We start from the raw sequence: 25,166 nt of genomic DNA, 5'->3' as shown, positions 1-25,166 counted from the left end.
TAAGCCGCCCTGCACCGTCGACGAACGCAGGGTGATAATGTCACCGCACCCCATTAGCGTCGCTGATGCCCCGAGGGAACATGGACCTCAAGCAAATCCGGTACTTCATCGCGCTGTTCGAGGACGGCTCGGTCACGCGCGCCGCGAAGCGGCTGAACATCGTGCAACCGGCCTTGAGCATGCAGATCGCGAAGCTCGAGGACGAACTACATCAGCAACTGTTCGAGCGCGGCGCAGACGGCATGGCGCCAACCGCCGCCGGACGGCTGATGTACCGCCTGTTTTTACCGATCATGCGCGACCTTGCCCACGCGCGGCAGCAACTCGTGCAGCGCGACGAAGTGGTGACGGGGCATGTCGGCATCGGGCTGATCGCATCGGTGACGGAAAGCGTGCTCGCGGATTCGCTGTCGCGCTTTCACGCGCGTTACCCCGATGTCGAAGTCACCGTCGCCGATGGCTACAGCGCGACCTTCATCGACTGGGTGGCGGGCGGCCAGCTCGATGCCGCCATCATCAACAAGCCGCGAGCGCGCCTTTCGCTCGACTCGCGCCCGCTGCTCGACGAAGAGATGGTGCTTGCCACCAGCGCCGCGCATGGTCCCGACTTGCCCCATGCAATCGAACTCGCGCAATTGCCCGAACTCGAACTGGTGCTGCCGACGAAGCGCCACGGCCTGCGCGGCGTGCTCGACAGCGCGGCGCAACACGAGGACGTTTTGCTCGCGCCGCGCTTCGAGATCGACGCGCTCTCGACGATTCTCAAGCTCGTCGAGCACACGCGCTTCGCGACGATCCTGCCGCGCATCGTCGTCGAGCGTGCCGCGCGGCACGGCACCTTGCGCGCGTGCCCGATCCTCGCGCCGCGTATCGTCCGGCACATTCTCTGCGTGAGCCATCCGCGCCGCCCATTGAGCGCGGCGGCGGAGGCGTTGATCGCGACCATCGGCGACGAGTTGCATCGGGCGTCGACCATTACGGGTGACGAGCCCTCAAACGACACGAAGGAACGCTCAGCATGAATGCACGACACTGGATTGCCGGCGAATGGACGGGGATGCCCAACGTCGACAGCATCGATCCCGCGACTGGCGAGGCCGTCGGCCAGTTCGCCGACGGCGGCGCGATCGAAGCCGATGCCGCCATCGCCGCTGCTCGGCACGTGTTCGATCACACGGCATGGGCGCAGGACGCGCGCCTGCGCCAGGACGTGTTGCTCGGCTGGGCTTCAGCGCTCGAAGCCGAACGCGACATGCTCGCGACGCTGCTCACGCGCGAAAACGGCAAGGCGATCGCGCAATCGCGCGGCGAGATTGCGGGCGCGATATCGGAAGTACGCTATTACGCGGGGCTCGCGCGGCATATTGCCGGGCACGTGCTCGAACCGGAACCGGGCACGATATCGACGATGCTGCGCGAAGCGGCCGGCGTTGCGGCGATCATCGTGCCGTGGAATGCACCCGCCGTGCTGCTCGTGCGCTCGCTCGCGCCTGCACTGGCGGCCGGCTGCACGGCGATCGTCAAACCGGCGGCACAGACGTCGCTGCTCACGGCCGCGATGTTGCGCTGCTTCGAACGCACGGCGTTGCCTGAAGGCGCGGTGAACCTCGTCAACGAACGGGGACACGCGGCCAGCCAGCGGCTCGTGGATTCTCACGACGTCGATGTGGTGAGCTTCACGGGATCGACGGCAACGGGCAAGAAGATCATGGCGGCCGCTGCCGACAGCATGAAGAAGCTGTCGCTCGAACTTGGCGGCAAGTCATGCTGCGTCGTCTTCGACGATGCCGATATTGCGGCGATAGCGCCGCGTCTCGCGCGCGCCGCGACGATCATCTCCGGGCAGCAATGCACGGCGGCGCGCCGGGTGCTGGTTCATGCGTCGCGCGCCACGGAGATGCGCGAGCACCTCACATCGGCGCTAGCGTCGCTGAGGGTCGGACCGGGCATCGATCCGGCAACGGATATCGGCGCGCTCATCGACGGCACGACGCGCGATGCGGTGCAACGGACGATCGAGCGCGCGTGCGGGATGGCCGAGCGCGTGCTGCTGCGAGGCACTTGCTCGGGGCATGCGTTTCTGTCGCCGACGCTCGTCGAACACGGCGATCCCAAGGCGTTCTTCTGTCAGGACGAGATCTTTGGCCCGTTCGTCACGCTGGAAGTCTTTGCGAACGAAATGGAAGCGATCGACAAAGCCAACGACACGGTCTTCGGTCTCTCGGCAAGCGTATGGACGCACGACGGAGCGCGCGCGTTCCGCGTCGCGCGTGCGCTGCGCAACGGCACTGTGTGGATCAATGACCACAACAAGCTTTTCGCCGAAGCCGAAACGGGCGGGTATCGCCAAAGCGGACTGGGTCGGCTGCACGGCTACGATGCCCTCGCCGACTTCACGGAAATCAAGCACATCTGCATGCCGGCCGGCGTTGCGGAACATATCGCGCCGTTGCGGTGAATGGCAGGGAGGCGAGTCAATGGATAGCGTGGATCTCGAAGTCCTGAAAAGCAGCGCGCGATGGCTGGCAGACGGGCATCGCGTGCTGCTGGTGACGGTGGTGAAGACATGGGGATCGTCGCCGCGTCCCGTAGGCGCGATGCTCGCCGTGCGCGCCGATGGGCATGTGGTCGGGTCGGTGTCGGGCGGATGCATCGAAGACGATCTGATCGATCGCGTGCGGCAGCGAGGCATCGAACAGGAAAGGCCGCAGGCGTTGAAGTACGGCGTCAGCGCGCAAGAGGCGCATCGCTTCGGCCTGCCTTGTGGCGGCACCATTCAGCTCGTGCTGGAGCCGTTGACGCTTGCGAGCGGTATCGCCGAGCTGTGTGCAACGGTGGAGGCAGGCAGGCTCGTCGCGCGCACGCTCGACATGGCGACGGGCGCTGCGCGCCTCGAACCCGCGCAGGCGACGGACGGCGTCCTCTTCGACGGGACGACGCTGCTGACTATCCATGGGCCACGTTACCGGATGCTGGTGATCGGCGCGGGACAGTTGTCGCGCTATCTGTGCAGCATCGCGGTGGGGCTGGATTATCAGGTCACGGTGTGCGATCCGCGCGAGGAATATACGGACGAGTGGAACCTGCCGGGCACGACCATCGTTCGCACCATGCCCGACGACACCGTGATGGACATGAAGCTCGACGAACGCTGTGCGGTGATCGCGCTGACGCACGATCCGAAGCTCGACGATCTCGCGCTGATGGAAGCGCTGAAAACGCCTGCGTTCTATGTGGGTGCGCCCGGTTCGCGTCGCAATAACGCGGCGCGGCGCAAGCGCTTGAAGGAGTTCGATCTCAACGATGAAGAACTCGCGCGCCTGCACGGACCGGTGGGCATCTACATCGGCAGCCGGACGCCGCTGGAGATCGCCCTGTCGATACTGGCCGAATTGACGGCCGCGAAAAATGGCGTGTCGTTGCCGGAACTGCTACGGGTCGAAGGCGCTAAGGCGGTCCGCGAGATGGCGGGCAACGCGGTGGGCTGTGGCGCCTTGTAAGCGGAGCAGAAAAGAATTTTGCCTGAAGCTTACGCGCTCATCACGTGACGAGCGCGGCAACTCAGGTCAATTGTCGGTCTGGCCGCCTTCGCGGGGCGGTCCGCCTTGCTGTTGCCGCGCGTGCATCACTCGATCATGCTCCGCTTGCGCGGCGGTCGCCGCGTCGACCGGGTCATCACGCTGCCGCATCAGCCAGTAGACGCTCCCCAGTGCCACCAGCGCAAATGCAAGCGCCGCGATCTGGGCGGGCGCACTGGCGGGATCGAGAATGATGAATTTCCGGGCGATAGCCAGCAGCGCAACCAGAAGCACCGTTTTGACCTGCACGATGTGATCGCGCCGCGCCATCACCCGCGTAATCGAATGTTTGAATTCCATCGCGATCAGCAGTGTCATGACCATACCGAAGATGGTTTGATACACCGCGTGATCCAGCGGGTTCAGCGCGTCCGAAACCAGCAATGCAATCACGGCGTGAATCAACTGCCAGAGCGACACGAGGATAATGACGGAAATCACGACGCTCAGCACATGCACGACAAGCTGCTCGAATCGTTCATAAAAGCTGAGCATGTCCCACTGCAGACGCAACGCATCGAGATCCTTGCGTAGCCAGCTTCTCTTACTTTCCATGATTAGACTCCCGGAGGGCCGTCGCTGCGCCGCGAGCGCACCGCACGTGCATGGATTGCACATGCGCCGTGCACAGTCCATCCGACGGTCGCGTAACGCACAGGCTACGGTCCTTCGCGTTTGCGCGGCTTCTTTGTGGATACTGACATATTCAGTTATCGATAACCGAGGTCGAACTATCTCGCGATTCTGATACCCGTTCCTGTCATCTGTTCGAAGAGGTACTCAGCCTGAAGCAGCAGGTCCATGCACTGTACCCCAACGAGCGCAATATGGAATACGCCATTTTGGCGGCGCCACAGGGATTGCGTCACCACCCGCCCCACCCAGGATGCGTCGACCGGCCGTCAACATCTCATACGATTTATGCAGGTCTTGGGAGGCCTCGCGGATCATCAACCGCGGACACCGGCTTTAAATTCGATACGGACTGGCCTGGAGATGTTCAGGCCCCTGTAGCCTTTTGGGCGTTTCTCCGAAGAGCAGCTTTGCGGCGCGCCTTCCAACCTCATCGTCCGAGACTTGGCGCGCGATGCCTCTCTCGAGCTGACCAATCTGCTCTTCGAGATACTTAACGTGAAGACGCAAACGCTCAATGATCGCTACGAGCTTTGGCGGCAACGGATGCTCCGCAAGGACGGCCGGTAGACGCCTGATCGTTGCAGATCCAACGGGCAAGCTAACGCCGAACTCGAGCAGGAACCCATGTATCTGGTTGACGGCCTTGGTACGATCCCTGACCAGCGATTCACGAACACGATGCAGCGTCGAAAGCGTTTGCTGGGATTCAGTCTTCGGTGTCACAAAACGCATCGCCGGTCGGCAAGCGGCCTCACAGATAGCTTCTGCGTCGACGAAATCATTCTTGTTCGATTTGACGAACGGGTGCACGAATTGCGGCGAGATCAGCTTGACGTTATGGCCGAAAGCGGCGAGTAGGCGAGCAGTATGATGAGCGCCGGCGCAAGCCTCCATTGCCACGGTGCACGGGTGAAACGTGGAGAAGAACTCAACCAGTTGCTTCCGGCTCAACTTCTTGCGGAACACGGCTTCCCCACGTTTGTCCTGGCCATGCAAGTGGAATGTGTGTTTGCCGAGATCTATTCCAACCAGCGTCACCGTGTCCATGATGGTCTCCAAACGGTTTGGGATTTCGGAAGCTTACGCGCTCGAGGGGGCGGGAGGGACCATCCCATTAGTGTCAATTCGTCCGGCGCAGATCCCGTCACTGCGGGGCCAAGTCGGTGACAACGTTATCGAGTTCTACGGAAACGGCAATACACGGACGAATTCAAGGTCGAGGCTGTCAGGCTTGCCGAGTCAGTCGGGCAGCATGAGGCTGCGCGCAGGCTTGGGGTGCCAGTGGCGACGTTAGGGAACTGGATGACTCCCCATCAACTTTCCGCCGGGCAAGCGGCCGCCTGTGGCCAGATTCGCGAACGTCTACTACAAGATGTCGCACGGCGGCGGAGACGTGGCCGCGCCGTGGAATAGCGGCAGCGGTCAGGAAATGCAGCAAGGCGAACCGGCGGTGGACGGTGGCGACGGCAATGCGTGGATCAACCTGGACGCGAACCAGGGAGTCACCAATCGTGCCTGACGTCGCCAGTCAGGCGCGGCGTAGCGAAGATGCGAAATGATAGTGTCCGTGCACCGGTCAACATCGGCAAAATGTGGTGAATGAAAGAGTAAGGCGTTGAAGGCCTAGCCAGCCACGACGGCCTCGAGTCATGCGCCTGCGTCCGTAGGGACGCAGGCGAAGCGTTGGCAGAGGTACGCCTGGGCCAGGTATCGAGCTGCGAAATCCATTCCCCGCGCCGAAAGGCGCGGGCTGATCGGGGTGCCGAGGCACTTGGCGCTTGCCGAAAGCCACGCCGGGATTGCCGTATTGGCAAGGCAATCCCGGATCCCGCGCAGTCGGAGACCCTGAGCGCGTGCGGAAACACCTTGCACGGGAACCGGGAGATCCCGTGCCCTGCTGTGTCGCGCTGGGAAGCGTTGAACGCAGTGCGCATCGTGAAGCCTGAGGGCGTACCACGATGAGCGACGGGCGCGGGAAGTCGGACTGCTGCCTAGTATCGCAGAAGCCGCCGAACAAGGTCCGGGGCAACTCCCTCGACGGCGGAGGATCTCCAGTATTTTTGCCAGACCTGACAATTTGGATTGCTAACAGATTTAAACCAGCAGATGGAATTTCCGGCCCGCTGGCTACGCTTTTTCTGCCGCCCTGGCGTTACCCGCCGTCTCGGCAAACTTTGAGAGCTTCAGATCGGTAGCCTTTTCTTCCTCAAGCGTTTCCTTGAGCAGATTCACCGCCTCGCTGTGACCGAGCAGTTTGCCGAGCGCACACAGACTGCCATATGCAGCGATCTCGTAGTGCTCGACCTTTTGTGCTGCCGCGATGAGCCCTGCGTCCAAAACGGGACCCTTTTCGATTTCCTCGATCAGTTCATCCGCTTCCTCGATAAGGCCTTCCATCGCGACACATTTCATGCGTTTGAGGCGCAGTCCCGTCACTTCGACAACCTTGTCGATCCGCTCGATCTGCCCCCGCGTTTCTTCCAGGTGAGTCTTGAATGCCTCCGCAAGTTCCGGGTCGCTAACGGTGCGCGAAAGCTTCCCTAGCGCACGAGTCAGCTGTTTTTCTGCGCTGTAGATGTCCGACAGCATGTGGACGAAAAGGTCGTCGACCGTCTTTCTCTGGCTCATGATTGCCTCCATGGTTGGGCGACGTGTGAAGCGCAACCACTATTCCCGCGACCACGCCAGCGGTCGCCCGGCCACGCGGAGGCTGCTCCCGTCCGCAGGGCTTTCTTCCGACGTCCATCGGACCTGAGCAGGATGAGAGAAAAGGCGACCATGGCGACCGCGCCTGCTAGCATCTCAGCCCGTGAAACTGCGCCGCGTGCGTGCCCGTACGGCTGTTTGAGTGCCGCTCCGTCGCGAAATCCGCCTGTAGATCCATCTCTCCCATGAAGCCTCTTCTCTCAGGTCGAAGGCCCGGGCCAGACATGCACCAGGCGCCACCGGCAGAGCAGAAGCGTGCCGCGCGACCGACCCGCGGGGTCTGTAACGACCGTCAGGATATAAAAACGGGCATCGACCGAAGGAAGCCGATGCCCAACTTGCCGCTCATACGACTCTTCTACAGAAGGTGCGCGTCGATCCTCCTGTTGATGCAGAGGCGCCCTTAAACCTGAATGGTGTCACACGTCCATCGGGTTGTTCACACCGGGATCACGTCCCGGAAGCTCGCCGGCTGCCAACCAGTACGGGCGGCGGTTGTAGTAATCATGCAGCTGCGTGCCCCATGTCGGATCAACCATCGACGGCCAGTGATCCTTATCAAATCCAGGGTCGTCCTTGATACGCTGTGCCTGGATGTCGACGCGAAAACACTTCTCGTTGGTGTCAAGTGTCAGTGCACTCCATGGAATCGCATGAAGCGTATTGCCCATGCCGAGGAATCCACCCTCGGACAGAACAGCGTACGCGACGCGACCGCTACGCACGTCAAGCATGATGTCGGAAATCTTGCCGACATGTTCGCCATCGGCGGAAATCACCTTGTTGCCGTCAAGCGTGGCCGCGGCCATGACGTCTGGGCCCGGGCCTTCGCCGCCACCCCCGCCGACGATCTGTGCGCCAGTACCGCTCGTTTGGGGATTGAGAATAGTCATCTTGCGCTCCTTTCGGTTAAGAGTTGCGCCGACTACAGCGCATGCCGTGTGCCACCCCACTTGGCGAGCAGTATGCGCAGCCGTGTCCAGGGCGCGCCTGGCGGTACACGCTTGCGGTCAAGGCCAGCACGCGGATCTCACCGGAGCCCATCTTGAGGCGGCGGGTGCCCCACACCGCATTGCAGCTCGAAGTGAAACCTTGTGTATCCCTGCGCGCAGTCCAACCGTGATCCGCGCTGCGACATGAGCGTCAACAGCCTCGATGACTTCTTCAATGCACACCGGCTTTCGAAAAAATTGGGAACAACACCATTGGCACTCCGCAGGTTCTGGCGCAGCCGAGACCATCAACACCGGCGTTCCGGCGAGGCGAGGACAGGCCCGGATCATCAGACACAATTGCACGCCGTCAATGTCTGGCATCTGGTAGTCAGTAATAAGACATTCAATGCTTTCTCGCCGCATGAAATCCAGGGCAGCCCGCGCGTCGCCAGTGATGTGCACACGGTGGCCGCTGTGCTCGAGCGCCAACGCGAGGGAGCACGCATTTTCCGGTTCATCATCAACCAGCAGGACGTTCGCCACAAAACTCTCCCTACCTCTATCAGGAGCGTCAACCCCCACGCGCCCCGTCGCCCGTTCGCCGGTTTTCCCTCCGTCTTCTCGAGCACGCTCTCGCAATGTGCCCACCGGGCCAGAAGTACCCGCTTACGATTCCGCATCACGCGTGCCACGCGAGAAAGAAAGGAACGCCAGGGCCCGCAGGCACTGCAGCCGTGGTTGGACACGGTTGCGAACGATGGCGCAGGGAGGGAGCGTTGGGTGATGGCGAATGATGGCGCTGCTGGCGCTGCGCGACACGGGACTGCTTGCAGGCGTCGCGCCGCGGCGGCCAGCTATTGGGCGGGATTTCAGCGCGTATGGCGAGCCGTCTCGAAAAGGAACCAGACACGCTCCTCGGTCTGATCGATCCAGTTCTCGATCAGGCTCGCCGTCTCCACATGTTCCTTGTCGTAGCAGAGCTGATGGAGTTCGCGCATGAATTTGACCTGGGACTTATTGTCGCGACGCAGTTCGTCGAGCATCGCCTCCGGCGCCACAAACGCAGCGTCGTTGTCGAAAAGGCGCTTGAATGACGCATTCTGACCGCGCGGCGTTGGTCCGCCAAGCTTGCACGCCCCCTGCCACGGGATCGACCATCGCAAAGACCAGTGCGGCCTGGTCGTCGAGCAGCAGATGATGGTCGCGGAAGTGCGGTGCGCTCACGTGCCAGTGAAAGTTCCAGGTGACGAATAGTGCAAAGCCATCGGCCAGCAGATTCGTGAGCCCGGCGGAAGCCGCGTTACGAGCCTCCGCTCCAAGATCGGTGGGAGTACTCAGGTTCGGTGTACCCGCACCATGAGCTTTGCGATCCCTGGGTGCCATGCTGCGAGTCTTTACGTCGAGCGGGAAAAAGGTGCGCATTGCTTGTTCCCGGCGGATGGCTCGTGACGCGAGCACCCGGCAGGGCTGGAAGACGGGACGGCTTTGCACTGTGAAGTGTGGGCTGCGTCATGAGCGCTTCGCGGGTCGTGCGGGTCGGAGCGCGCGCCTTTTGCGCGGACGAAAGCTGCTAGTGCGTCGCGATGAGAGTGGGATCGAACCCGCGCGCCTCCGCTCCCGTGGAGGCGGCGCGCAAGCCGACCAGGCGCGCGGGGCAGCTCGTCGAAGCCCACGGGGCCGGCCACCGCAGACGACCACCAAAGCCTCACAGCGCTACGTACGGTGCTTATTGTGCGCCCCGTTTCAACCAGTCTCTAAAGGCTGCGGAGCCGCATCGCCACCGTGCATCTCGAGGCGCTCGTATTCCGCGATAAGCTGCGCCCCGAACAGCATGAGCGTAGCCAGCGCTTCAAGGCTGAAAAGCACGACGATCGCCGTTGTCAGTGACCCGTAGACGACGCTTACCTGGGAGAGTGTCACAAAATACCACACCAGTACACGCCGCGTTATCTCCCACAGCACACCGGCGGCGACTGCGCCAAGGAGCGCGTGACGCAACGTCGTGCGTCCCGCCGGTATGACCAGATAAATCGCCGTCAAGACGAGAATTTCTCCGGCGAATCCGCATAAATACAGTGCGACGCGAGTCGCACCAGTCAGCGACAGAGCATGGCCGAACAGCACGATGCTGTCGCTTGCTACCGCGTGCAGTCCGCTTGACACGAGCGTCACCAGCAGCACGCCGATACCAAGGGAGAGGCTGAACAGGTACGGCACGATTGCCGACAGGAGGAAGTGTCTGCGCCGGATCGCGACCCGATGGACGAAGATGATTGACAGTGCATTCTCGAGCACGGTAGACGCGAGCGAACTGAAAAACACCATCGTGACGACGAGAAACCAGCCAACTACGGCGCGATGAGCAAGGAAATTTGCAAGCTCGGCCACGATCGCTGCAGACTGCCCGGGATCAGCCATTCGAGCAGGTTCGCGAGCGTATCCAGCAGCAGTTGCTCCCCGACGAAATGGCTCAATGCGATAGCTGCCAGAATCAGGAGCGGGACGATCGAGAGCAACGCATAGTACGCGATCGCGCCTGCAAGCAGCAGGCCCTGATTGCTCCGGAACGCCCTGCACACCACGAACACGAATCGGAGCGGATGCGACGCACGAAGCGAAAGGCGCGCCCACGCGGATTGCTGGTCTTGCTCAAATGCCACCCCCGTTCCTCTGCGCCTATACGGCCGGTGCACGTGTCCTCAACCTTGCATCCGTTGTGAACAGCCCGAGTCCACCTGGGCGGACCGACCCCGTTGTGGGCGCCGGGCAAAATCTCCGCAGTCGGCGCGCTTCCAGTCCCCCTGCGAGACAGACCGTACCTCTTTCGAAAAACGGGCCCGCCTCAGGCCCCGAGGCGAGCGCTCACTGACGAAGCCGCTGCCGGGTACGCCCATGGGTTTGCGCCCCTGGCATTCGCGGTCGTTGCGGTGCATCCGTGCGAGTTCGGTGTGCTCATACCCGTGCCGCCGCCTCCAGCCCCACCGCCCGCCGCCTGCGCGAACGCGCCGCCGGACAGAGCAGGACACGCCAGCGCTGCGAAGAGTTGCACCTCGATTGTCTTCCCGTTTGCCTCTATTGCAATAGACCTTGAAATTGACCTGAAAATACGGCGAGATCCCGCAAGGGCTACGCGGCCGATGCAAACCGGGCCGATGTAAACAACGATCCTTAGCGACTGTCCCACCCCCGGTGCCCCCCTGCGCGGCCTCTAGGTCGACAGGACGCGAGCCAGAGGGCAGCCCCGCTCTGGCATTGCGGAAAAGATTGCGGAAAAGCGAAACTCCCGCTGCAAAATGGCTTTGGCAGCGAAGCTGAGACGCAGTATGAGATGCGGCAAACAACACGCACGACGACCTCGTGCGGCACGGCTTGCCTACGTCGGACCAGGCTCCGTCGAGCCGGACGGGCCGGCTTCTGAAATCTCCGCCTCCGCCCTATACCAGTACTCGTCGGTGTGGTCGTCCGGACATCCCGCTTCGTCCCACAACTCGTATGCGCGACGCCGGATGCGAGCCTCCCGGTCACTGTCCGCAGGCGGTTCATCGATCCTCGTCGCTCGGCCACGCGCCGGCGGATCACTCGCCGGAAATGACGCCTCTACAGCATCATCAATTGTGCGATCGGATACGCCGGTCGCGCTCTTTTGCTCACTCACTGTCTTCCCCATCTCGCCCTCCATTGCACTAGTAAGGACAGCTCCGCAAATGGCGTTCCTCCGGCCACGGCGGAGTTGAGCACTGCCACGTCTGTTGCGCCCGTCCCCCGACCGCATCCCGCGAGATGCGAATAGGTGAAAAGCGCTGGTGGTGTGCCCGCACGTTCGTCGCAAAGCGGGTCACCGCGATAGATCGTGCGCTGAAGCGCCTGAACCCGCTCAGGAATGGCCGAGGGCCCAGAGAAACGACCCCGCATGCCCGGAACTGATCGACCGCACATGACGCGCGAAACCTACGCATGCGGCCCCGTCGGGGGCCTTCGACCCTCTCGCCTCACCGCAGCCTGGCACGCCCGATCGACGCTGCCACTTCAGCGCCCAGCAGGAAGGTGGCGGCCGAAAAATACAGCCACATCATCAGCACCGCGAGTGAGCCAGCAGCCCCGAATTCGTTCGCGGTGCCCGCATGTGCGAGATACAGCCCGAAGACATGGCGGCCGGCGGAGAACAACAGCGCCGCCACCAGGCCGCCCCATATCGCATGCTTCAGCGGCACCCTCGCATCGGGCATGAATTTCATAAGCGCAGCAAAGGCAGCAGCCAGAACGGCGAACGCCAACACGGTCTGGACCACTTGCGCGATAACCGCGAGAGGAGAAACGCCGAACAGATGATCTCCGGCCCACTCGATGGCCGCATCGAGCACAAGCGAGACGACCAGCAAAAATCCGACGCCCATGACCATGCCCAGGGACATCAACCGCGCCCGTATGAGCATCGAGATGCTGCTGCGGTTCTTGAGCGCAAGCTCGTCGAAAACCACATCGAGCGCCGTATTGAGCGAAGTGAATGTCGCAGATGCGCCTATAGCCAGCAGTATCACCGATACGAAAGCTGCGAAGCCACCCTGCCCGGAACGGTGAGCGTGCGCGACGATCGCCTGCATGGCCGCCGCCGCGTCATTTCCCATGATGTCGTGGATCTGGGCAAACAGTCTGCCCCGGGCAGCGTCCGCACCGAAAACCCGTCCCGCAATGGCGAGCGCAATGATCAAGGTGGGGGCGAGCGAAAAAGCCGAAAAGAATCCGATGCTCGCCGCGAGAGTCGAACAGCGGTCCCGGCCGAAACGGTTGACTGCTTTCGACGCAACGGCCCAGCAACCGCGAAGGCCCGTGCGACTGCGCGCGCGAACAGGCTGGGAGCGTCCTTTCATCGCATGGCTCCGGAGGCTCGAGGGAGGACCGATGGACATCGGACCAGCCGCAAGCCTGATACCTCCCGAAACGAACGCACCGGGCGGGGCGCGGTGCCTGATTGGCCCCGCCTGCCGGTGACATCAGGCACGACCGTTGCGGAAGGAATGCGCGCGTCCGGCGCGAACATATTGGGAGAGGTGTCATGAACAAGGACCACGTGAAAGGCGAAGCTGAAAAGCTCAAAGGCAAGGCAAATGAAGTCGCTGGAAAAGTCACCGGAAACAAGTCCCAGGAACTCAAGGGCGACGTCCAGCAGGGGGCGGGCGAAACACAGAGGAAGGCAGGCGACCTGAAGGACGCCGCGAAGGATGCCGCCGATGATCGCGAGGAGGACCGCGAGTAAGGCGAGCGTTGCATCGCGCGTGCGGGTGGTACGAAACTGCCCGCACGCCTGCGTGCAACTCACGGCCCGCAGACGGAATCCAGCAGCATCCATCAACGTCTTTCTTTCGTATCAAACCTGTTGCCTATCGCTGGGCGCGTTTGGCCGTGGCTGTCCTCGAATCAAGGGAACGTCAAAGGCCGATTCGTGCGCATAACTGCGTCGTCTATGAGACTGGGCACGTCGGGCATCTCGCCGGGTTCCGGAACTTCCTCACGATTGCGGCGCAACGGCTACACGTGCGCTGCCATTGCCTGGCAACTGATAAATTGAATTTAACGACGCGGTCCCTCGCTCTACCGGCCCCCCTCGAGCCGGACATAAGCACAGGCCGTTGAAACCGCTCGAAACGCGCAGAACCCTTGAAATTTGCTCTCGGCGACCTATCTTGAATTTCGCCCAGGGATCGCCGCTTCAATCTCAGCGCGCTACATGTTTCGGGCACTTCATCTGACCGCAGAAAGCGGCATATTCAGGCACCGCGGATTTGCACGGAAAGGATCTCGGCATCGGCGCCTGAGAGCTGATCGTTCGTGGCCTATCCTGGAGGAGGATGCGATGAACACCGACCGCAAAAAGTGGAGTCCCTTCAAGTTCCTTCGCGGGGCAGCCCGCAAGTCCGACGCGGACGGCCCGGAAAGTCAGCCGGCGGGCGATCAATGGCGGGCTTCGTGGCCCGATATTCCGCGGCTGTTCTCTCGGGACCAGTGGCGCGCCGTCGAGGAGTTTTTTCATGACCCGTTTGCGGGTCGGGGCGTGCTTGAACGATGGTTTGGCGACTTCAGTTCATCGCGCTTCCAGCCCCGCATCGACGTTGTCGACGAAGGGAAGGTACTGCGCATCACCGCCGAGCTGCCCGGCATGGAGCGCGAAGACGTGAACGTGAGCGTTGAGGACGGGGCGCTCGTGCTGCGCGGCGAAAAAAAGCAGGATGTGCGCAGCGAGGAAAACGGCTGCTACCGGCTGGAGCGCGCCCATGGGAGCTTCATGCGCACGATCCCGATGCCGGAGAACGCCGATCCCGATCACGCCCTGGCAAAATTTGATAACGGCGTGCTCACATTGACCGTGCCGAAAACGGAGCCCGCGCGCTCAGCGAGTCGCCCGATTGATATCGGCTAGGACCAGCCGCCAAAAAAACCCGTCGCACGCTTCGGGTGAGCGGGGCCGTTAGCTCAGCTGGTAGAGCAGCGGACTTTTAATCCGTTGGTCACTGGTTCGAACCCAGTACGGCCCACATTCAGCCAGCCGTTCCTGAAGGCCAATCCTGGCCTTTTGGGGCGAAGGCCCGCGCCGGGACGGCGAAGCGCCGGTTTCCCGGCACACTGCCGCATGGCCGACCTGTGGACCGGATCACGGCGCCACGAATCCGCGCGGTCCACGCCGACCCGGTTTTGACCTGCACGCGCATCAGCATCTCCGTACGTGCTGCGCAGTGTCGTCCATTGCTGGCCCGCTATCGTCCCGCTCAACGCGACGCGGTCTTCCCGCAGGCGTGAAGCCTTCAATCCGGAGTCGTGCAGATCGCCCGCTGGAATCAAGAATACGCTTTGCGTGCGTACCACTCATGACCTGAGCGTCATCAGGACACCTCGACGCAAGCCTCGCGACCGATGAAGAAAAAGGATCGCGTCCGACCGCCCGCTGGAGATCACGCCGACAGCCTTTCACCCGGACACAGGCCGTATAGACACCCCGCAACGCGCCTGCCAAGGTTCGAAGCGGGTGCGCGGTAGTCGCGCTCACCCAGCCCCTGGGAGTTCTCGCAACGGCTCCCGGATCTTGTGCCCGTCGCATTCCCGAGAGTGTGACGGGCTCTTTTTTCTTTTGCCGTTTGGCGGTACACCCGACGCCGCGAGCCGGTCCGCGACGGGATCCGTGTGGCGGCCGCCGGCGATCCACGGGAAAGTGGACGGCCAGCGCCTGCCCGGCTTTTCATGGTGGTTGCAACCTTCGGGGCCGCTGCACCCTGCCGACATGGCGGCCGTTTTTCGTGTCGCGCGCGCGATAGTCTGAACGGCACGGCCTGTGCGGCACAAACTTGACCGGGCGGCGTAGTGTCCGGCGCGGCTCGTTCGTCCCGATTTGCCCCGTTCTGGTCGCGCTAGCGCTAGCGACTGGTCTGGGGAGGCTCGTCGCAGCCAACTGGCAGGCCAATCGCCGAGAGCAGGCGTCGGGCTTCGGCGAATCCGCTCCTGGGATGACGCTCGAATATGCGGTTGAACTCCGCGACGAGCGGACGGGCGCGCTCCGGCACCGGAGCGTCAGGCCCAAGCAGCAAGGCCGTCTGTGCGAATTTTACGGGTCCGGCCTTTAACAGCGCACGAAGGCCCGAACTGGCGCTGCCCGGACCAAAAAGCTCTGGGCCGTACACACGGATCATGGCACGCACAATCGCCTCGGCAGCCGGCGTAAGCGCCGGCATCGCCTCAACGAGGCGCAGGTGCGGGGAGCGCACGTCCGGCGCAGTGAAACGTCCGATGTCTTCAACGTCGGCTTGCAGACGCTGTACCGGCAGGTCAGCGCTAAAAAGCATCAGCCGGACGCGTTGATAGAGCGCGTCTTCAGACGGATCCATAACTCGCGTCCCTCTCATCCCTTCTCCCCTGCAACACGTTTGAGCCAGCCAGGCTGCACCGGAATACGACCGGTCGCGCCGTGGGCAGCACCGGCCAGTTCCCGCTTCACAAACAGACGAACGCTCGTGGCCGGTGGGCTAGCTCCGTCGAACATACCGCCATGAACCAACGGAACGTTGCTGGATCCAGGCGACGGCGGCCTCCAGGGCTTCATCGCACGCCTCGTCGCTGTTGGCGAAGTCTGCGTCAACCCCGAGCGTTCGGGCTTCGCCGTCCCGGCCGGTGACGATGGCCGCTGCCGCGTAGCGGCCCTGGCCAGTCCCGGTCACGACCGGCCGAACCTCACAGCCGTGATACTCCATGACGTTTGCCATATGCATATGTCACCCCTTCAGTTGCCGCGCCATCCGCGGGCCCGGCGACGCCCGCCCGCAGCCAGTCCGTGCAGCACGCGGGCGCGCCGGGCCGTCGTCAACGCGCAGCAAAACTACCATGGCGACAGTTCGCCGGATCGCCCTGCAACCTCGTGCCCGTGCGCTGCTGCGGTTGCAATTGCATGCCGTAAGCCTGCGCCACGTTCAGCTGTGCGAATCCACCTCCATATCCGTCGTGCGCTCGCCTGACCGCGGAGGCGGAGCCTGTGATTCGTCAGCGCCGCCTGTCGCGGCCTTTGGCCTTCGGCGCGGCGAGGTGTCAGGGTGAAGCGCCTGGAGGAACGTCTCTCCTTTGCCGGTCAGATACGCGCGTCGTGCGCCGGCAGCACAATGGTCGAGCATGACCAGCTGGCGCTCCAGCAGCGCGTCGAGCTCGGCGCGGTTCATGTCGAGCTGGTCCGGCGCCTGGCGAACGAGCATCAGGGTCGCAAATTCGTGTGGACTGAGCATTTCCGTCTCCCGAAAGACCTCAACTAAGGCAGGGGCGGTGAAGAAAAACGACACATGGTGCACAGCGCATTCGGGCTGCGCCGCGATGCAGCGACGCACCTTCATGCGACCAGCCCCGGCGATACCGTGCCTGCGAAGCAGCCCGAATTGATGGCGCGTATCGCATACTCCGTCGTTTGCCGGTGTGCCTCGTCCGCGCTTGCCCAGTGCTGGGCGTAGCGCGGCAGGTGCCACTTCGCGATTACGTGCTCGCCGCGCCGGATGCGGACCACGGCCATGTAACTGTCCGGGACGCTCCCGGGCAGCGCGCAGTGCGATACCGGAAATGCGCGGGTCTCAATCGTGAAACCCTTCCAGCTTTTGCTTGCTGTGTTCTCCATGGGTGCCTCCACGTGGCCGGTGAGGCAGCGCAGGCCCGGCGGCCCGCGCCGCATGGTTTGAGCCGTTCGTGCGCATACGGCTAGCCAGCGCTCACCTCGATGCGCCGCGGCTTCGCCTCCTCCCGGCGGGGAATGGTGAGCTTCAGGACGCCATCGCGCAGCTGCGCGTCGATGCGCGACACGTCGAAGTCCGGGCTGAGCGTGAAGGCGCGCCAGAAGTGCGGATGGCGCACTTCACCGTGCTGCAGGCGCAGCCCGGATGGCGTAGGAATCACTGACTCCGCCTCGATGTTCAGGCTGCCGTCCTGCACACGCACATCGAGCTTCTCGCGCGGCACGCCTGGCAGGTCGGCATACAGCGTAATGCCGCGGCTGTCCTCGAATACGTCGACTGCAGGCGCGATCCGGGTGAGCTGCTTCGCTGCTTCGGCACCCTCCCGCGAGGCAATGTCCGTTCCCGCACGACGGTTCGCCAGTTCAGTGCTGTCGTTCATGATGTCCTCCGTGATCCTGTGTATCGGGTGGCTTACTGGACAGTGATGGCACGTGGCTTCGAGGCCTCGGAACGTCCGATGCTGACCGTCAGGCAACCGTTCACGTAGCGCGCGTTGACCTTGTCAGGATCCGCGTGCTGGGGCAGCTCGATCACCCGCCGGAATGCGCCCATGAAACGCTCCCTGGCATAGACTCGCGCCTCGTCCCCGACTTCGGTCTCCGGGGGCGTGCGTTCGCCGCTGATCGTCAGCAGTCCCTTGTCGATCGAGACATCGATCGATGCCGGATCCAGACCCGGCGCGAACGCGACGATCTCAACGCTGTCGTCAGTACTGCCTATGTTGATGAGAGGAAAGGTTTCGCTGCGCACGGCGCGCAGGCTCGCGGGAAATCCCGCGAAGACGCTGGCCATCTGCCGTTGCAGGCGGTCGAATTCGCCCAGCAGATCGGGGCTGAAAAAGAGATCGCTCATGACTGGCTCCCTGAAACCGGGGGCTCTCACGAAGCTTCGAACCGGACCACGCGCTCCAGTCCGCCTGCCCGTGGGATAGCCCCGCCGACAAACAAATCGAAACACGCAGCGCTAATCGCGACTGCCTGAGCGATGAATAAAATAGCGCAAGGAACGGAAATTTCAAGGGGCCCTGCAACATGTCTTTCGGGGAGTCTTATGGTTCTTTTCGATACGCTTCAGGAACAGATCGACAGCGTGCGCCTGCCGCTCTTTGCTGTCACGCTCACGGCGGCGGCACAGGTGAATACGCCGCTTCTCGCGATACTCCACTGGCACGCATTCCGGCGCGCTACACCGCTCGTCCTCCCTGGCATCGAGATCGGCCGTCCAGCTCGATGCACCGTGGCACAGTTTCGAGACCGTGGACGCCCTGCTTCTGGACGCCGCCTGGCAATCCGGTGCATGGGATGTCGAGCGCATCGAGCAGCGCGGCTGCAACGTGACCGGCGCAAGCGCTGCCGAGGCGCTCGCGTGCCGGCAGGCGTTCGGCGACTACGCAGAGGACATGGCCCGCGACCCGCAACCTCTCGATGACGAGACCGATCGCGGCGAGCTGATGCAGCTTGCCGCGCGCAGGGGCTACGTGCGCTGGCTGTTCCGCCCCATCAAGGGTGGCGTGTGGGGACGGTTTATCGCCTTGGCGCAGTCCATCGCATCCTGCTGCCGCGATGAAACAATCTGTTACAAAGAGCCATCTTCACGCCCCTTGAAGGGCGCGATGGCCGCCTCTATTTCGCTTTCCGCCAGACATTGGATCGGCTGCACCGAGGCGAATCACGTTCCCCGATACCCGCAGCCGGATTCCCTTTATTGGTGATCCTTTAATCGCTCAGGAGATGGAAATGCAGATTCGTCCCCTCTACGACCGGGTTATCGTCAAGCGAATCGAAACGCAGCGGACGACGGCCTCGGGCATCGTGATTCCCGATTCAGCGGCAGAAAAACCAGAACAGGGGGAAGTCGTCGCGGTCGGCAGCGGCCGGCCGCTGCAGGATGGAACGCTGCGCGCGCTCCCGCTGAAAGTCGGTGACCAGGTGCTTTTCGGAAAGTACGCGGGCCAGACCGTCAAGGTCGATGGCGAGGAACTGCTCGTCATGCGCGAGGAAGACGTCATGGGCGTCCTCGAGGCTGACGCCTGCGCCGCCCGCAAGGCCTCCTGATCTTTCGACCGGTCGCGGACACCCGCCCGGCCGTTCGCGACGTGTTGAGTCAACGACTTTACCCGGAGCAACAACATGAGTGCAAAAGACGTCAGGTTCCACGACAGCGCCCGCGCCCGTATCGTCAACGGCGTGAACGTGCTCGCCGATGCCGTCAAGGTCACGCTCGGGCCCAAAGGCCGCAACGTGCTGATCGAACGCAGCTCCGGCGCGCCGACCATCACCAAGGATGGTGTGTCGGTCGCAAAGGAAATCGAACTGAAGGACCGCTTCGAGAACATGGGCGCGCAGGTAGTCAAGCAGGTCGCGTCAAAGACCGCCGATGTGGCCGGCGATGGCACCACCACGGCCGCCGTGCTCGACGAGCTGCGCAAGCTCTCCAGGCCGATTTCGACCAACCGCGAAATCGCCCAGGTCGGATCGATCTCGGCCAATTCCGACGAAGCGATCCGCAAGATCATCGCCGATGCGATGGAGCGTGTCGGCAAGGAAGGCGTCATCACCGTCGAGGACGGCAAGTCGCTCGAGAACGAACTCGATGTGGTCGAAGGGATGCAGTTCGACCGCGGTTACGTGAGCCCCTACTTCATCAACGATCCGGAAAAGCAGGCGGCGTATCTCGATGACGCGCTGATCCTGCTGCTCGACAAGAAGATCTCGAATATCCGGGATCTGCTGCCAGTTCTCGAAGCGACCTCAAAGGCCGGCAAGCCCCTGCTGATCGGCGCGGAGGACATCGATGGTGAAGCACTGGCCACGCTCGTGGTCAACGCGATGCGAGGCATCCTGAAGGTCGCGGCCGTCAAGGCACCAGGCTTCGGCGATCGGCGCAAGGCCATGCTCGAGGATATCGCGATCCTCACGGGCGCAACGGTCATTTCCGAAGAGACCGGCAAGCAGCTGCCGAAGGCAACGCTCGAGGATCTCGGACGTGCGAAACGTGTGGAAGTCCGCAAGGACGACACGATCATCATCGACGGCGCGGGCGAGGAGAAGCGCATCCAGGATGCGCGTATGGTCGATCCGCAGGGAGATCGAGGACACGACGGGCGACTACGATCGCGAGAAGCTCCAGGAGCGTCTGGCGAAGCTTGCAGGCGGTGTGGCCGTCATCAGGGTCGGTGCAGCGACCGAGTTCGAGATGAAGGAGAAAAAGGACCGCGTCGACGATGCATTGCATGCCACGCGTGCGGCAGTCGAGGAAGGGATCGTCCCTGGCGGCGGCGTAGCGCCGCTGCGCGCGCGCGAGGCGATGTCCACCCTTAAGGGCGTCAACGGCGATCAGGACGCGGGCATCCGCATCGTGCAGCGCGCGCTCGAGTCGCCGCTGCGCGTCATCGCCGCGAACGCCGCGGACGAGCCTTCTGTGGTCATCGCGAAGGTGCTCGCAGGCAAGGGCAACTTTGGCTCCAACGCCGCTACCGGTGAGTTCGGTGACCTCGTCGAAGCGGGCGTGGTCGATCCGACCAAGGTCACGCGCACGGCGCTCCAGAATGCGGCGTCGATTGCCGGGCTGATCCTGACAACGGACGCGACGATCGCCGACGCACCGAAGGACGAAAAGTCAGTGCTGGCGAGCACGCCGGAACTGGAATACTGACCGCATCGGTCTTGCTGTGTGCACCGCTCAACTGGCCCGGGCGGTGCGTTTCCTCCGGCACCGCTCTTTCTGTTTTCGCGGGGGCGGTGTCGCTTTTTCCCGGGAATGTCATGAAACTCGAACTTCGTATTGATTCAAGGCCGCTCGACATCGAGATCGATGACGTCGTGGCGGGACTACTGGCCGTCAGGCTCGGCCTGCCAGCAGGCGAGGATAACCGCGACGCCCTCGCGCGCTATCTGAGCGAGAAGGGCGAGCCCTGGATTCTCGACGAGGAACACATGCGCCGACGCATCCTGCGCCGGCTGATCCTGGACATCGCCGACCCGGCGCTCGTCATCCGCCATCTCATGGCTGACCAGTAACCCTTGTGCCTGTGCGGTCAGTGGCGAAGCTTCCCCCCAAGAATACTCGGGCGCGACTTCCTCACGTTCCGGCAATCTTCGGTTGGTGCTGAGATTCGCACCGGCCAGGCCATCGACGCTTCCGCGCTGCGCCAGGCGAAGCGCGCCGTCCGGGGCGGGTCCATGCGTGCAGCGCGACCGGCGATGAAGCTCTTCTTCGATGGATGCCAGTTCTGGCTCGCCGGTGATCTTCACCGTTACGAGGCAGCGTGCCGTCTGGGCGCCCGCCACCAGGAGTTCCGGTGCGAAATTGAACCGGGCACCCATAATGACGCCAGGCGACACGCCTCGCGATGGACTTCGGCCACGGATCGTTACTGAAGTGACTGATTCAACACGTCTACTGACCGCCATCCGCCTGATGCCCGCTCCCCCGCGCAGGGAGCGTCCTGCACACGCAGCGAAGGGAGCCAGGCCCTGCCGAAGCCGGGGACGCCGCCGGCCGCCTCTTGAAAAATTTAATATGGGAAGCTAAGTTATATCCGGCTCAGTCAGGCAGTGTGCAACATCCGCCCCGGCGCTCACTGCGTGTTCGGCTGTGCTGGACAGGGTTGAAGGACGGGGTTTGCCATGAAAAAGCAGATCTGTGCGTTTGTGGCGGTGGTAACCCTTGCTGCCTCGGCAATGGCAGCCGTAACGGCCAGCGAGCAAAGGCTGGCACTCGCAGGCGAAGGCGGCATGGGATACTGGACGGAGCTGCGAAGCAGCGGGCCGGAAGCACGCGATGACCTGCCGACGGCCACCCCCGGCCCGTCGGCCATGTTCTCCTGCAGGCGAGCGGCCATGAGCGATACCCAAGTTAACGCGACGCGGCTGCGTGCGCATTCGCCACCGCTCTTTCAGCTGAATCAGCGTGTGGCTACCACGAGTCCCGTCGCCTGCCCGGGCTCGGTGGTGCGCCCTGCTCCGCAACCGGACGTTGTCTTTCCCGTTTATTGAAAGACGCGCGCTCGTTGCGCGCGCAACTAACAAGGCACCGAATCGGCCATTCGGGGGCGCAGCATCAGTACACCAGAAGCGGCGTGAGTGGATTGACAAGTCCGGGACGGGGCAGCCCGGCCCCGCCACTGCAAACGGCGCGACACTGCCGGGTGCGCTCGTCGTTTTGTATGATTAAATCCCCGGACCGCAACGCAACGCGTGAAAGCGGACCGTCCGCCGGGTTCTTGCGGCCAGCCCGCGGGGCACTGCGATCCGCCGGTGGGCATCTGGTTTCATGCGGGCTCAACTGCCACCGGACATGTCTGATCGTTTGCGCCCCCCGCGATTTTGCATAAAATACGTTCGTGTACTCTTCGCTCTTCAACTGCGAAAAGATGCGCTGGTCCACTTTGAACCGTCCCATCGTCAAGGCGACTGGCGCTGCCGAGCCATCATCCTGTGCTACCCGGTTCGGCGGCCCCTCAGGGAGCGAAACTGTTCAGGTGCCGTCAATGAAACCTGCTGGTCATCTGGCCACGGATGCGTACGAAAACGCCGGCCACTTCGTCCACTTCTACGACGAGGATGCACCGCTCGTCCAGCGCGTTGCAGACTACGTGGAACAGGCGCTTCGCGCCGGTGGGAGCGCAGTCGTCATCGCGACCGCGCCGCATCTGGCCATGCTGCAAGACCGCCTGGGCATCCATTACCGGGTCTCTCCGGGAAAATCCTCAGACGGCTCGGACCCGGATCCCGGTCCGCTCGTCCTGATGGACGCCGACGTCGCACTCGCCGCGTTGAGCGTCGATGACTGGCCGGACGAGCAACGGTTTCATTCGACGGTAGGCGCCGCCATTGCGCGGGCTGCTGCTCGCGGAGGCCCTGTCCACGCCTTTGGCGAAATGGTTGGTCTTCTCTGCGAGCGTGGACGTCAGGCGGCGGCCCTCCACCTTGAACGCCTGTGGAGTGCACTGGGCGCGAACTACAGGTTTTCGCTGATGTGCGGCTACCCTCGACGGCTCTTTCCCACCAGCAACGAAACGGCCATTTTCCAGGACATATGCGCGGCACATACGCGGGTGCTGCCAGACGATGTGTTCACGAACGCTCCGGCCACGGACGCATTCAGACTGGCTGCGCTCTGGCGACAGAAGGCGGGCGCCCTCGAGGCGGAAATGCTACGGCGGCAGCGTACCGAGCGGCAGCGCGACGACATGCTCGTTAATTCCCCGGTGGCGTCGGCCCTGCTCGTCGGTCCGGAGCACCGCTTCTGGCTGGCCAACCGGGCCTTTCAGGCAATGGCCGGCCGCGACGATCTCGCCGGCTCCCGTTACGTCGACGTTTACCCGCACGAACCACGTGTCATGGAGGGGCTTGGACAGGTCCTCAAAGACGGTAACCCTGTGGTCCTCGAAGAATACCGTGGGCACGGCGCCCCTTGCACCAGGGACCAGGGACGGATCTTCACCCTGCACATGAACCCCCTGGGTTCAGTAACCGGGCAGGCCGTCGATAGCGTCATGCTGACGGCTATTGATGAGACCGACCACGTCCTCGCGCGGGAACGCCTGGAAAACCTGCACGCCGAGCGTGCACGGCTGCTTGCCGGTCTGGAAAATGCGAGCCGCGCGAAAGATGAATTCCTCGCCATGCTCGGTCACGAGCTACGCAATCCGCTCGCACCGATTGTCACCGCGCTGGAGTTGATGCAGCTGCATGGCGCGCAGGGCACGTCCCGCGAGCAGTCGATCATCCGGCGACAGGTCGGGCACCTCGAGCGTCTCGTTGATGATCTCCTCGACGTCTCCAGGATTGCCCGCGGCGATGTCGTACTGAAGAAGGAAACGGTCAGCATTTGCGAGGTAATCGACAGGGCTGTCGAAATGGCAGGCCCACTTCTCGAGCAGCGCGGCCACAGGCTGGACGTGGAGGTCGCTGGCGACATTGCCTGCGAGGCGGACCCTGCCCGCATTGCCCAGGTAATCAGTAACCTGCTCACCAACGCCGCGCGATACACCGATGCGCCGGGCGACATACGGGTGCTCGCCCGCAGCGAGGGCGGGTGGATAACCATCCAGGTGCGCGACAACGGGATCGGCATGACTCCCGAGACCCTCGGGCGCATCTTTGATACGTTCTATCGCGGCAAGCCGGAGGACGGACGCGGCGCCGGTGGACTCGGACTTGGGCTCGCACTGGTAAAAAATCTCGTCGAACTGCATGGCGGCCGGGTCCATGCCCAAAGTGATGGGCGCGGACGCGGGAGCGAGTTTGTTGTGGAATTACCGCGTGGCAATGCGGGGCCGGTCATCAGGCAATCGCACACGCTCCGTGGCGGGGTGTGCGCGGCCACCAATCCGCCGGATGTGCCCCGGCGCGTTCTGGTAGTCGATGACAGCGTGGACAACGCCCTGGCGCTCGCTGAATGGCTGCGCAGCCGCGGGCACATCGTAGAGGCACTGCACGATCCGGCGGCCGCCCTGAAGGCGGTGCCGTCGTTCGATCCCGATATCGTCGTCCTCGACATCGGGCTTCCTGGCATGGATGGCTACGAACTATGCAGATGTCTGCGGTCGTTGGCGGGCGGCCGGCCGCGCACCTACGCGGCGCTAACCGGATACGGGCAGGAAACGGACCGTACCCGCAGCACCGCCGCGGGCTTCGACCATTATTTTGTCAAGCCGCTGCAGCCACAGCAGCTTCTGGAACTGGTGATGTCCGTTCCCGCAGACCGCTACCGGGGATGACACCGTCCCGGCGGCCAGTGGCCAGTGGCCGTTAGCGCCGGCTCGCGTCGACCTGACTACACCTCGAAGCACGTGGCCAGCCAGGTGAACCGCCCCGGGTTTCCCGGAGGCTGTTTTGCTTGAGTCACGCCGCGATGGCGGACCCAGCGAGTTTTGAATAATAAGCGGCTTCTGCCTCGGCAGGTGGAATGTTGCCGATGGGGCCGAATAGTCGACGATTGTTGAACCAGTCAACCCATTCGAGCGTCGCCATTTCAACGGCCTGCGGATTGCGCCACGGTCCGAGGCGATGGATCACCTCTGCCTTGTACAAGCCGTTGATCGTTTCAGCCAG

The 25,166-nt window shown here is 63.1% G+C and carries 24 protein-coding genes, 1 tRNA gene and 6 pseudogenes; 14 read left to right on the top strand and 17 right to left on the bottom strand.

Annotated elements, in window-relative coordinates:
- Positions 1–80 precede the first annotated feature (80 nt).
- Genes M3I54_RS32175 through M3I54_RS32165 form a run of 3 tightly spaced genes read left to right on the top strand, consistent with a single transcriptional unit; the run spans position 81 to position 3,500 of the window.
- On the top strand, positions 81–1,022 hold the full coding sequence (locus M3I54_RS32175) for a LysR family transcriptional regulator (RefSeq protein WP_254343148.1): 942 nt from the start codon (positions 81–83) through the stop codon (positions 1,020–1,022).
- Positions 1,019–2,458 (top strand): aldehyde dehydrogenase family protein, encoded by a 1,440-nt coding sequence (locus tag M3I54_RS32170; protein WP_254343147.1) that lies wholly within the window; start codon positions 1,019–1,021, stop codon positions 2,456–2,458. Before M3I54_RS32175 ends, M3I54_RS32170 begins: the two co-directional genes overlap by 4 nt.
- Before the next feature lie 19 nt (positions 2,459–2,477).
- Positions 2,478–3,500 (top strand): XdhC family protein, encoded by a 1,023-nt coding sequence (locus M3I54_RS32165; RefSeq protein ID WP_254343146.1) that lies wholly within the window; start codon positions 2,478–2,480, stop codon positions 3,498–3,500.
- A gap of 66 nt (positions 3,501–3,566) precedes the next feature.
- Here M3I54_RS32165 and M3I54_RS32160 read toward each other — a convergent pair whose 3' ends face one another.
- Both M3I54_RS32160 and M3I54_RS32155 read right to left on the bottom strand, forming a co-directional pair.
- A complete protein-coding gene (locus tag M3I54_RS32160) occupies positions 3,567–4,133 on the bottom strand; it encodes a phosphate-starvation-inducible PsiE family protein (protein ID WP_254343176.1) in 567 nt (188 codons plus the stop codon).
- A 495-nt stretch (positions 4,134–4,628) separates the two neighbouring features.
- Positions 4,629–5,261, bottom strand: a pseudogene (locus M3I54_RS32155) (IS110 family transposase); the annotation flags it as partial.
- 132 nt (positions 5,262–5,393) lie between these two features.
- Between M3I54_RS32155 and M3I54_RS32150 the strand changes: the two are divergent.
- Positions 5,394–5,555: pseudogene (locus M3I54_RS32150) on the top strand (transposase); the annotation flags it as partial.
- A 1-nt stretch (position 5,556) separates the two neighbouring features.
- Positions 5,557–5,733 (top strand): hypothetical protein, encoded by a 177-nt coding sequence (locus tag M3I54_RS32145; RefSeq protein WP_254343145.1) that lies wholly within the window; start codon positions 5,557–5,559, stop codon positions 5,731–5,733.
- Positions 5,734–6,341: 608 nt separating this feature from the next.
- On the opposite strand, the gene M3I54_RS32140 is transcribed toward M3I54_RS32145, so the two are convergent.
- From M3I54_RS32140 to M3I54_RS32115, 8 genes and pseudogenes are all read right to left on the bottom strand, one after another.
- Positions 6,342–6,842 (bottom strand): ferritin-like domain-containing protein, encoded by a 501-nt coding sequence (locus M3I54_RS32140; RefSeq protein ID WP_254343144.1) that lies wholly within the window; start codon positions 6,840–6,842, stop codon positions 6,342–6,344.
- Positions 6,843–7,339: 497 nt separating this feature from the next.
- Positions 7,340–7,813, bottom strand: a complete 474-nt coding sequence (locus M3I54_RS32135) for a PRC-barrel domain-containing protein (protein WP_254343143.1) — start codon at positions 7,811–7,813, stop codon at positions 7,340–7,342.
- A 117-nt stretch (positions 7,814–7,930) separates the two neighbouring features.
- Entirely contained in the window at positions 7,931–8,398 is a 468-nt protein-coding gene (locus M3I54_RS32130) for a response regulator (RefSeq protein ID WP_254343142.1), read from the bottom strand.
- Between the two features lie 326 nt (positions 8,399–8,724).
- The gene (locus M3I54_RS45205) at positions 8,725–8,913 is read right to left on the bottom strand and encodes a hypothetical protein (protein WP_309249661.1); all 189 of its coding nucleotides are present in this window, start codon (positions 8,911–8,913) and stop codon (positions 8,725–8,727) included.
- Complete coding sequence (locus tag M3I54_RS45200; protein WP_309249663.1) at positions 8,870–9,277, bottom strand: hypothetical protein; 408 nt, start codon at positions 9,275–9,277, stop codon at positions 8,870–8,872. Before M3I54_RS45200 ends, M3I54_RS45205 begins: the two co-directional genes overlap by 44 nt.
- A gap of 321 nt (positions 9,278–9,598) precedes the next feature.
- Positions 9,599–10,515, bottom strand: a pseudogene (locus M3I54_RS32120) (YihY/virulence factor BrkB family protein).
- A gap of 713 nt (positions 10,516–11,228) precedes the next feature.
- Positions 11,229–11,522, bottom strand: a complete 294-nt coding sequence (locus M3I54_RS45445; RefSeq protein WP_375542253.1) for a DUF2934 domain-containing protein — start codon at positions 11,520–11,522, stop codon at positions 11,229–11,231.
- Positions 11,523–11,844: 322 nt separating this feature from the next.
- Complete coding sequence (locus tag M3I54_RS32115) at positions 11,845–12,723, bottom strand: YihY/virulence factor BrkB family protein (RefSeq protein ID WP_254343175.1); 879 nt, start codon at positions 12,721–12,723, stop codon at positions 11,845–11,847.
- 185 nt (positions 12,724–12,908) lie between these two features.
- On the opposite strand from M3I54_RS32115, the gene M3I54_RS32110 reads away from it, so the two are divergent.
- The 3 genes from M3I54_RS32110 (at position 12,909) to M3I54_RS32100 (ending at position 14,385) form a co-directional block, all read left to right on the top strand.
- Complete coding sequence (locus M3I54_RS32110) at positions 12,909–13,109, top strand: CsbD family protein (protein ID WP_254343141.1); 201 nt, start codon at positions 12,909–12,911, stop codon at positions 13,107–13,109.
- 597 nt (positions 13,110–13,706) lie between these two features.
- The gene (locus M3I54_RS32105; protein WP_254343140.1) at positions 13,707–14,270 is read left to right on the top strand and encodes an Hsp20/alpha crystallin family protein; all 564 of its coding nucleotides are present in this window, start codon (positions 13,707–13,709) and stop codon (positions 14,268–14,270) included.
- Between the two features lie 42 nt (positions 14,271–14,312).
- Positions 14,313–14,385: transfer RNA gene (locus tag M3I54_RS32100), tRNA-Lys, on the top strand.
- 873 nt (positions 14,386–15,258) lie between these two features.
- Here M3I54_RS32100 and M3I54_RS32095 read toward each other — a convergent pair.
- The 6 genes from M3I54_RS32095 to M3I54_RS32070 all read right to left on the bottom strand — a co-directional run bounded on the left by M3I54_RS32095 (position 15,259) and on the right by M3I54_RS32070 (position 17,958).
- The gene (locus M3I54_RS32095; protein WP_254343139.1) at positions 15,259–15,726 is read right to left on the bottom strand and encodes a hypothetical protein; all 468 of its coding nucleotides are present in this window, start codon (positions 15,724–15,726) and stop codon (positions 15,259–15,261) included.
- 138 nt (positions 15,727–15,864) lie between these two features.
- Positions 15,865–16,107, bottom strand: a complete 243-nt coding sequence (locus M3I54_RS32090; RefSeq protein WP_254343138.1) for a hypothetical protein — start codon at positions 16,105–16,107, stop codon at positions 15,865–15,867.
- Positions 16,108–16,305: 198 nt separating this feature from the next.
- Entirely contained in the window at positions 16,306–16,611 is a 306-nt protein-coding gene (locus M3I54_RS32085; RefSeq protein WP_254343174.1) for a hypothetical protein, read from the bottom strand.
- 101 nt (positions 16,612–16,712) lie between these two features.
- Positions 16,713–16,991 carry a hypothetical protein gene (locus M3I54_RS32080; RefSeq protein WP_254343137.1) on the bottom strand — a complete coding sequence of 93 codons (279 nt, stop codon included), beginning with the start codon at positions 16,989–16,991 and terminating at the stop codon, positions 16,713–16,715.
- Positions 16,992–17,071: 80 nt separating this feature from the next.
- Positions 17,072–17,485 (bottom strand): Hsp20/alpha crystallin family protein, encoded by a 414-nt coding sequence (locus tag M3I54_RS32075; protein ID WP_254343136.1) that lies wholly within the window; start codon positions 17,483–17,485, stop codon positions 17,072–17,074.
- Between the two features lie 32 nt (positions 17,486–17,517).
- A complete protein-coding gene (locus M3I54_RS32070) occupies positions 17,518–17,958 on the bottom strand; it encodes an Hsp20/alpha crystallin family protein (RefSeq protein ID WP_254343135.1) in 441 nt (146 codons plus the stop codon).
- 198 nt (positions 17,959–18,156) lie between these two features.
- On the opposite strand from M3I54_RS32070, the pseudogene M3I54_RS32065 reads away from it, so the two are divergent.
- The 6 genes and pseudogenes from M3I54_RS32065 to M3I54_RS32040 all read left to right on the top strand — a co-directional run.
- Positions 18,157–18,622 (top strand): annotated as a pseudogene (locus M3I54_RS32065) (diguanylate cyclase); the annotation flags it as partial.
- 220 nt (positions 18,623–18,842) lie between these two features.
- A complete protein-coding gene (locus M3I54_RS32060) occupies positions 18,843–19,160 on the top strand; it encodes a co-chaperone GroES (RefSeq protein ID WP_254343134.1) in 318 nt (105 codons plus the stop codon).
- A gap of 75 nt (positions 19,161–19,235) precedes the next feature.
- A pseudogene (gene groL, locus M3I54_RS32055) lies at positions 19,236–20,760 on the top strand (chaperonin GroEL).
- Positions 20,761–20,870: 110 nt separating this feature from the next.
- Entirely contained in the window at positions 20,871–21,125 is a 255-nt protein-coding gene (locus M3I54_RS32050; protein ID WP_254343133.1) for a hypothetical protein, read from the top strand.
- Between the two features lie 609 nt (positions 21,126–21,734).
- Positions 21,735–22,103, top strand: a complete 369-nt coding sequence (locus tag M3I54_RS32045) for a hypothetical protein (RefSeq protein WP_254343132.1) — start codon at positions 21,735–21,737, stop codon at positions 22,101–22,103.
- A 494-nt stretch (positions 22,104–22,597) separates the two neighbouring features.
- Positions 22,598–24,832, top strand: a complete 2,235-nt coding sequence (locus tag M3I54_RS32040) for an ATP-binding protein (protein WP_254343131.1) — start codon at positions 22,598–22,600, stop codon at positions 24,830–24,832.
- 124 nt (positions 24,833–24,956) lie between these two features.
- Here M3I54_RS32040 and M3I54_RS32035 read toward each other — a convergent pair.
- Positions 24,957–25,166: pseudogene (locus M3I54_RS32035) on the bottom strand (IS3 family transposase); the annotation flags it as partial.

The organism is Paraburkholderia sp. CNPSo 3274 (genome assembly GCF_024206475.1).
Classification (GTDB): Bacteria; Pseudomonadota; Gammaproteobacteria; order Burkholderiales; family Burkholderiaceae; genus Paraburkholderia.
Note: the sequence above shows the minus strand (reverse complement) of the source record. Positions and strands in the feature narration are given on the sequence as shown.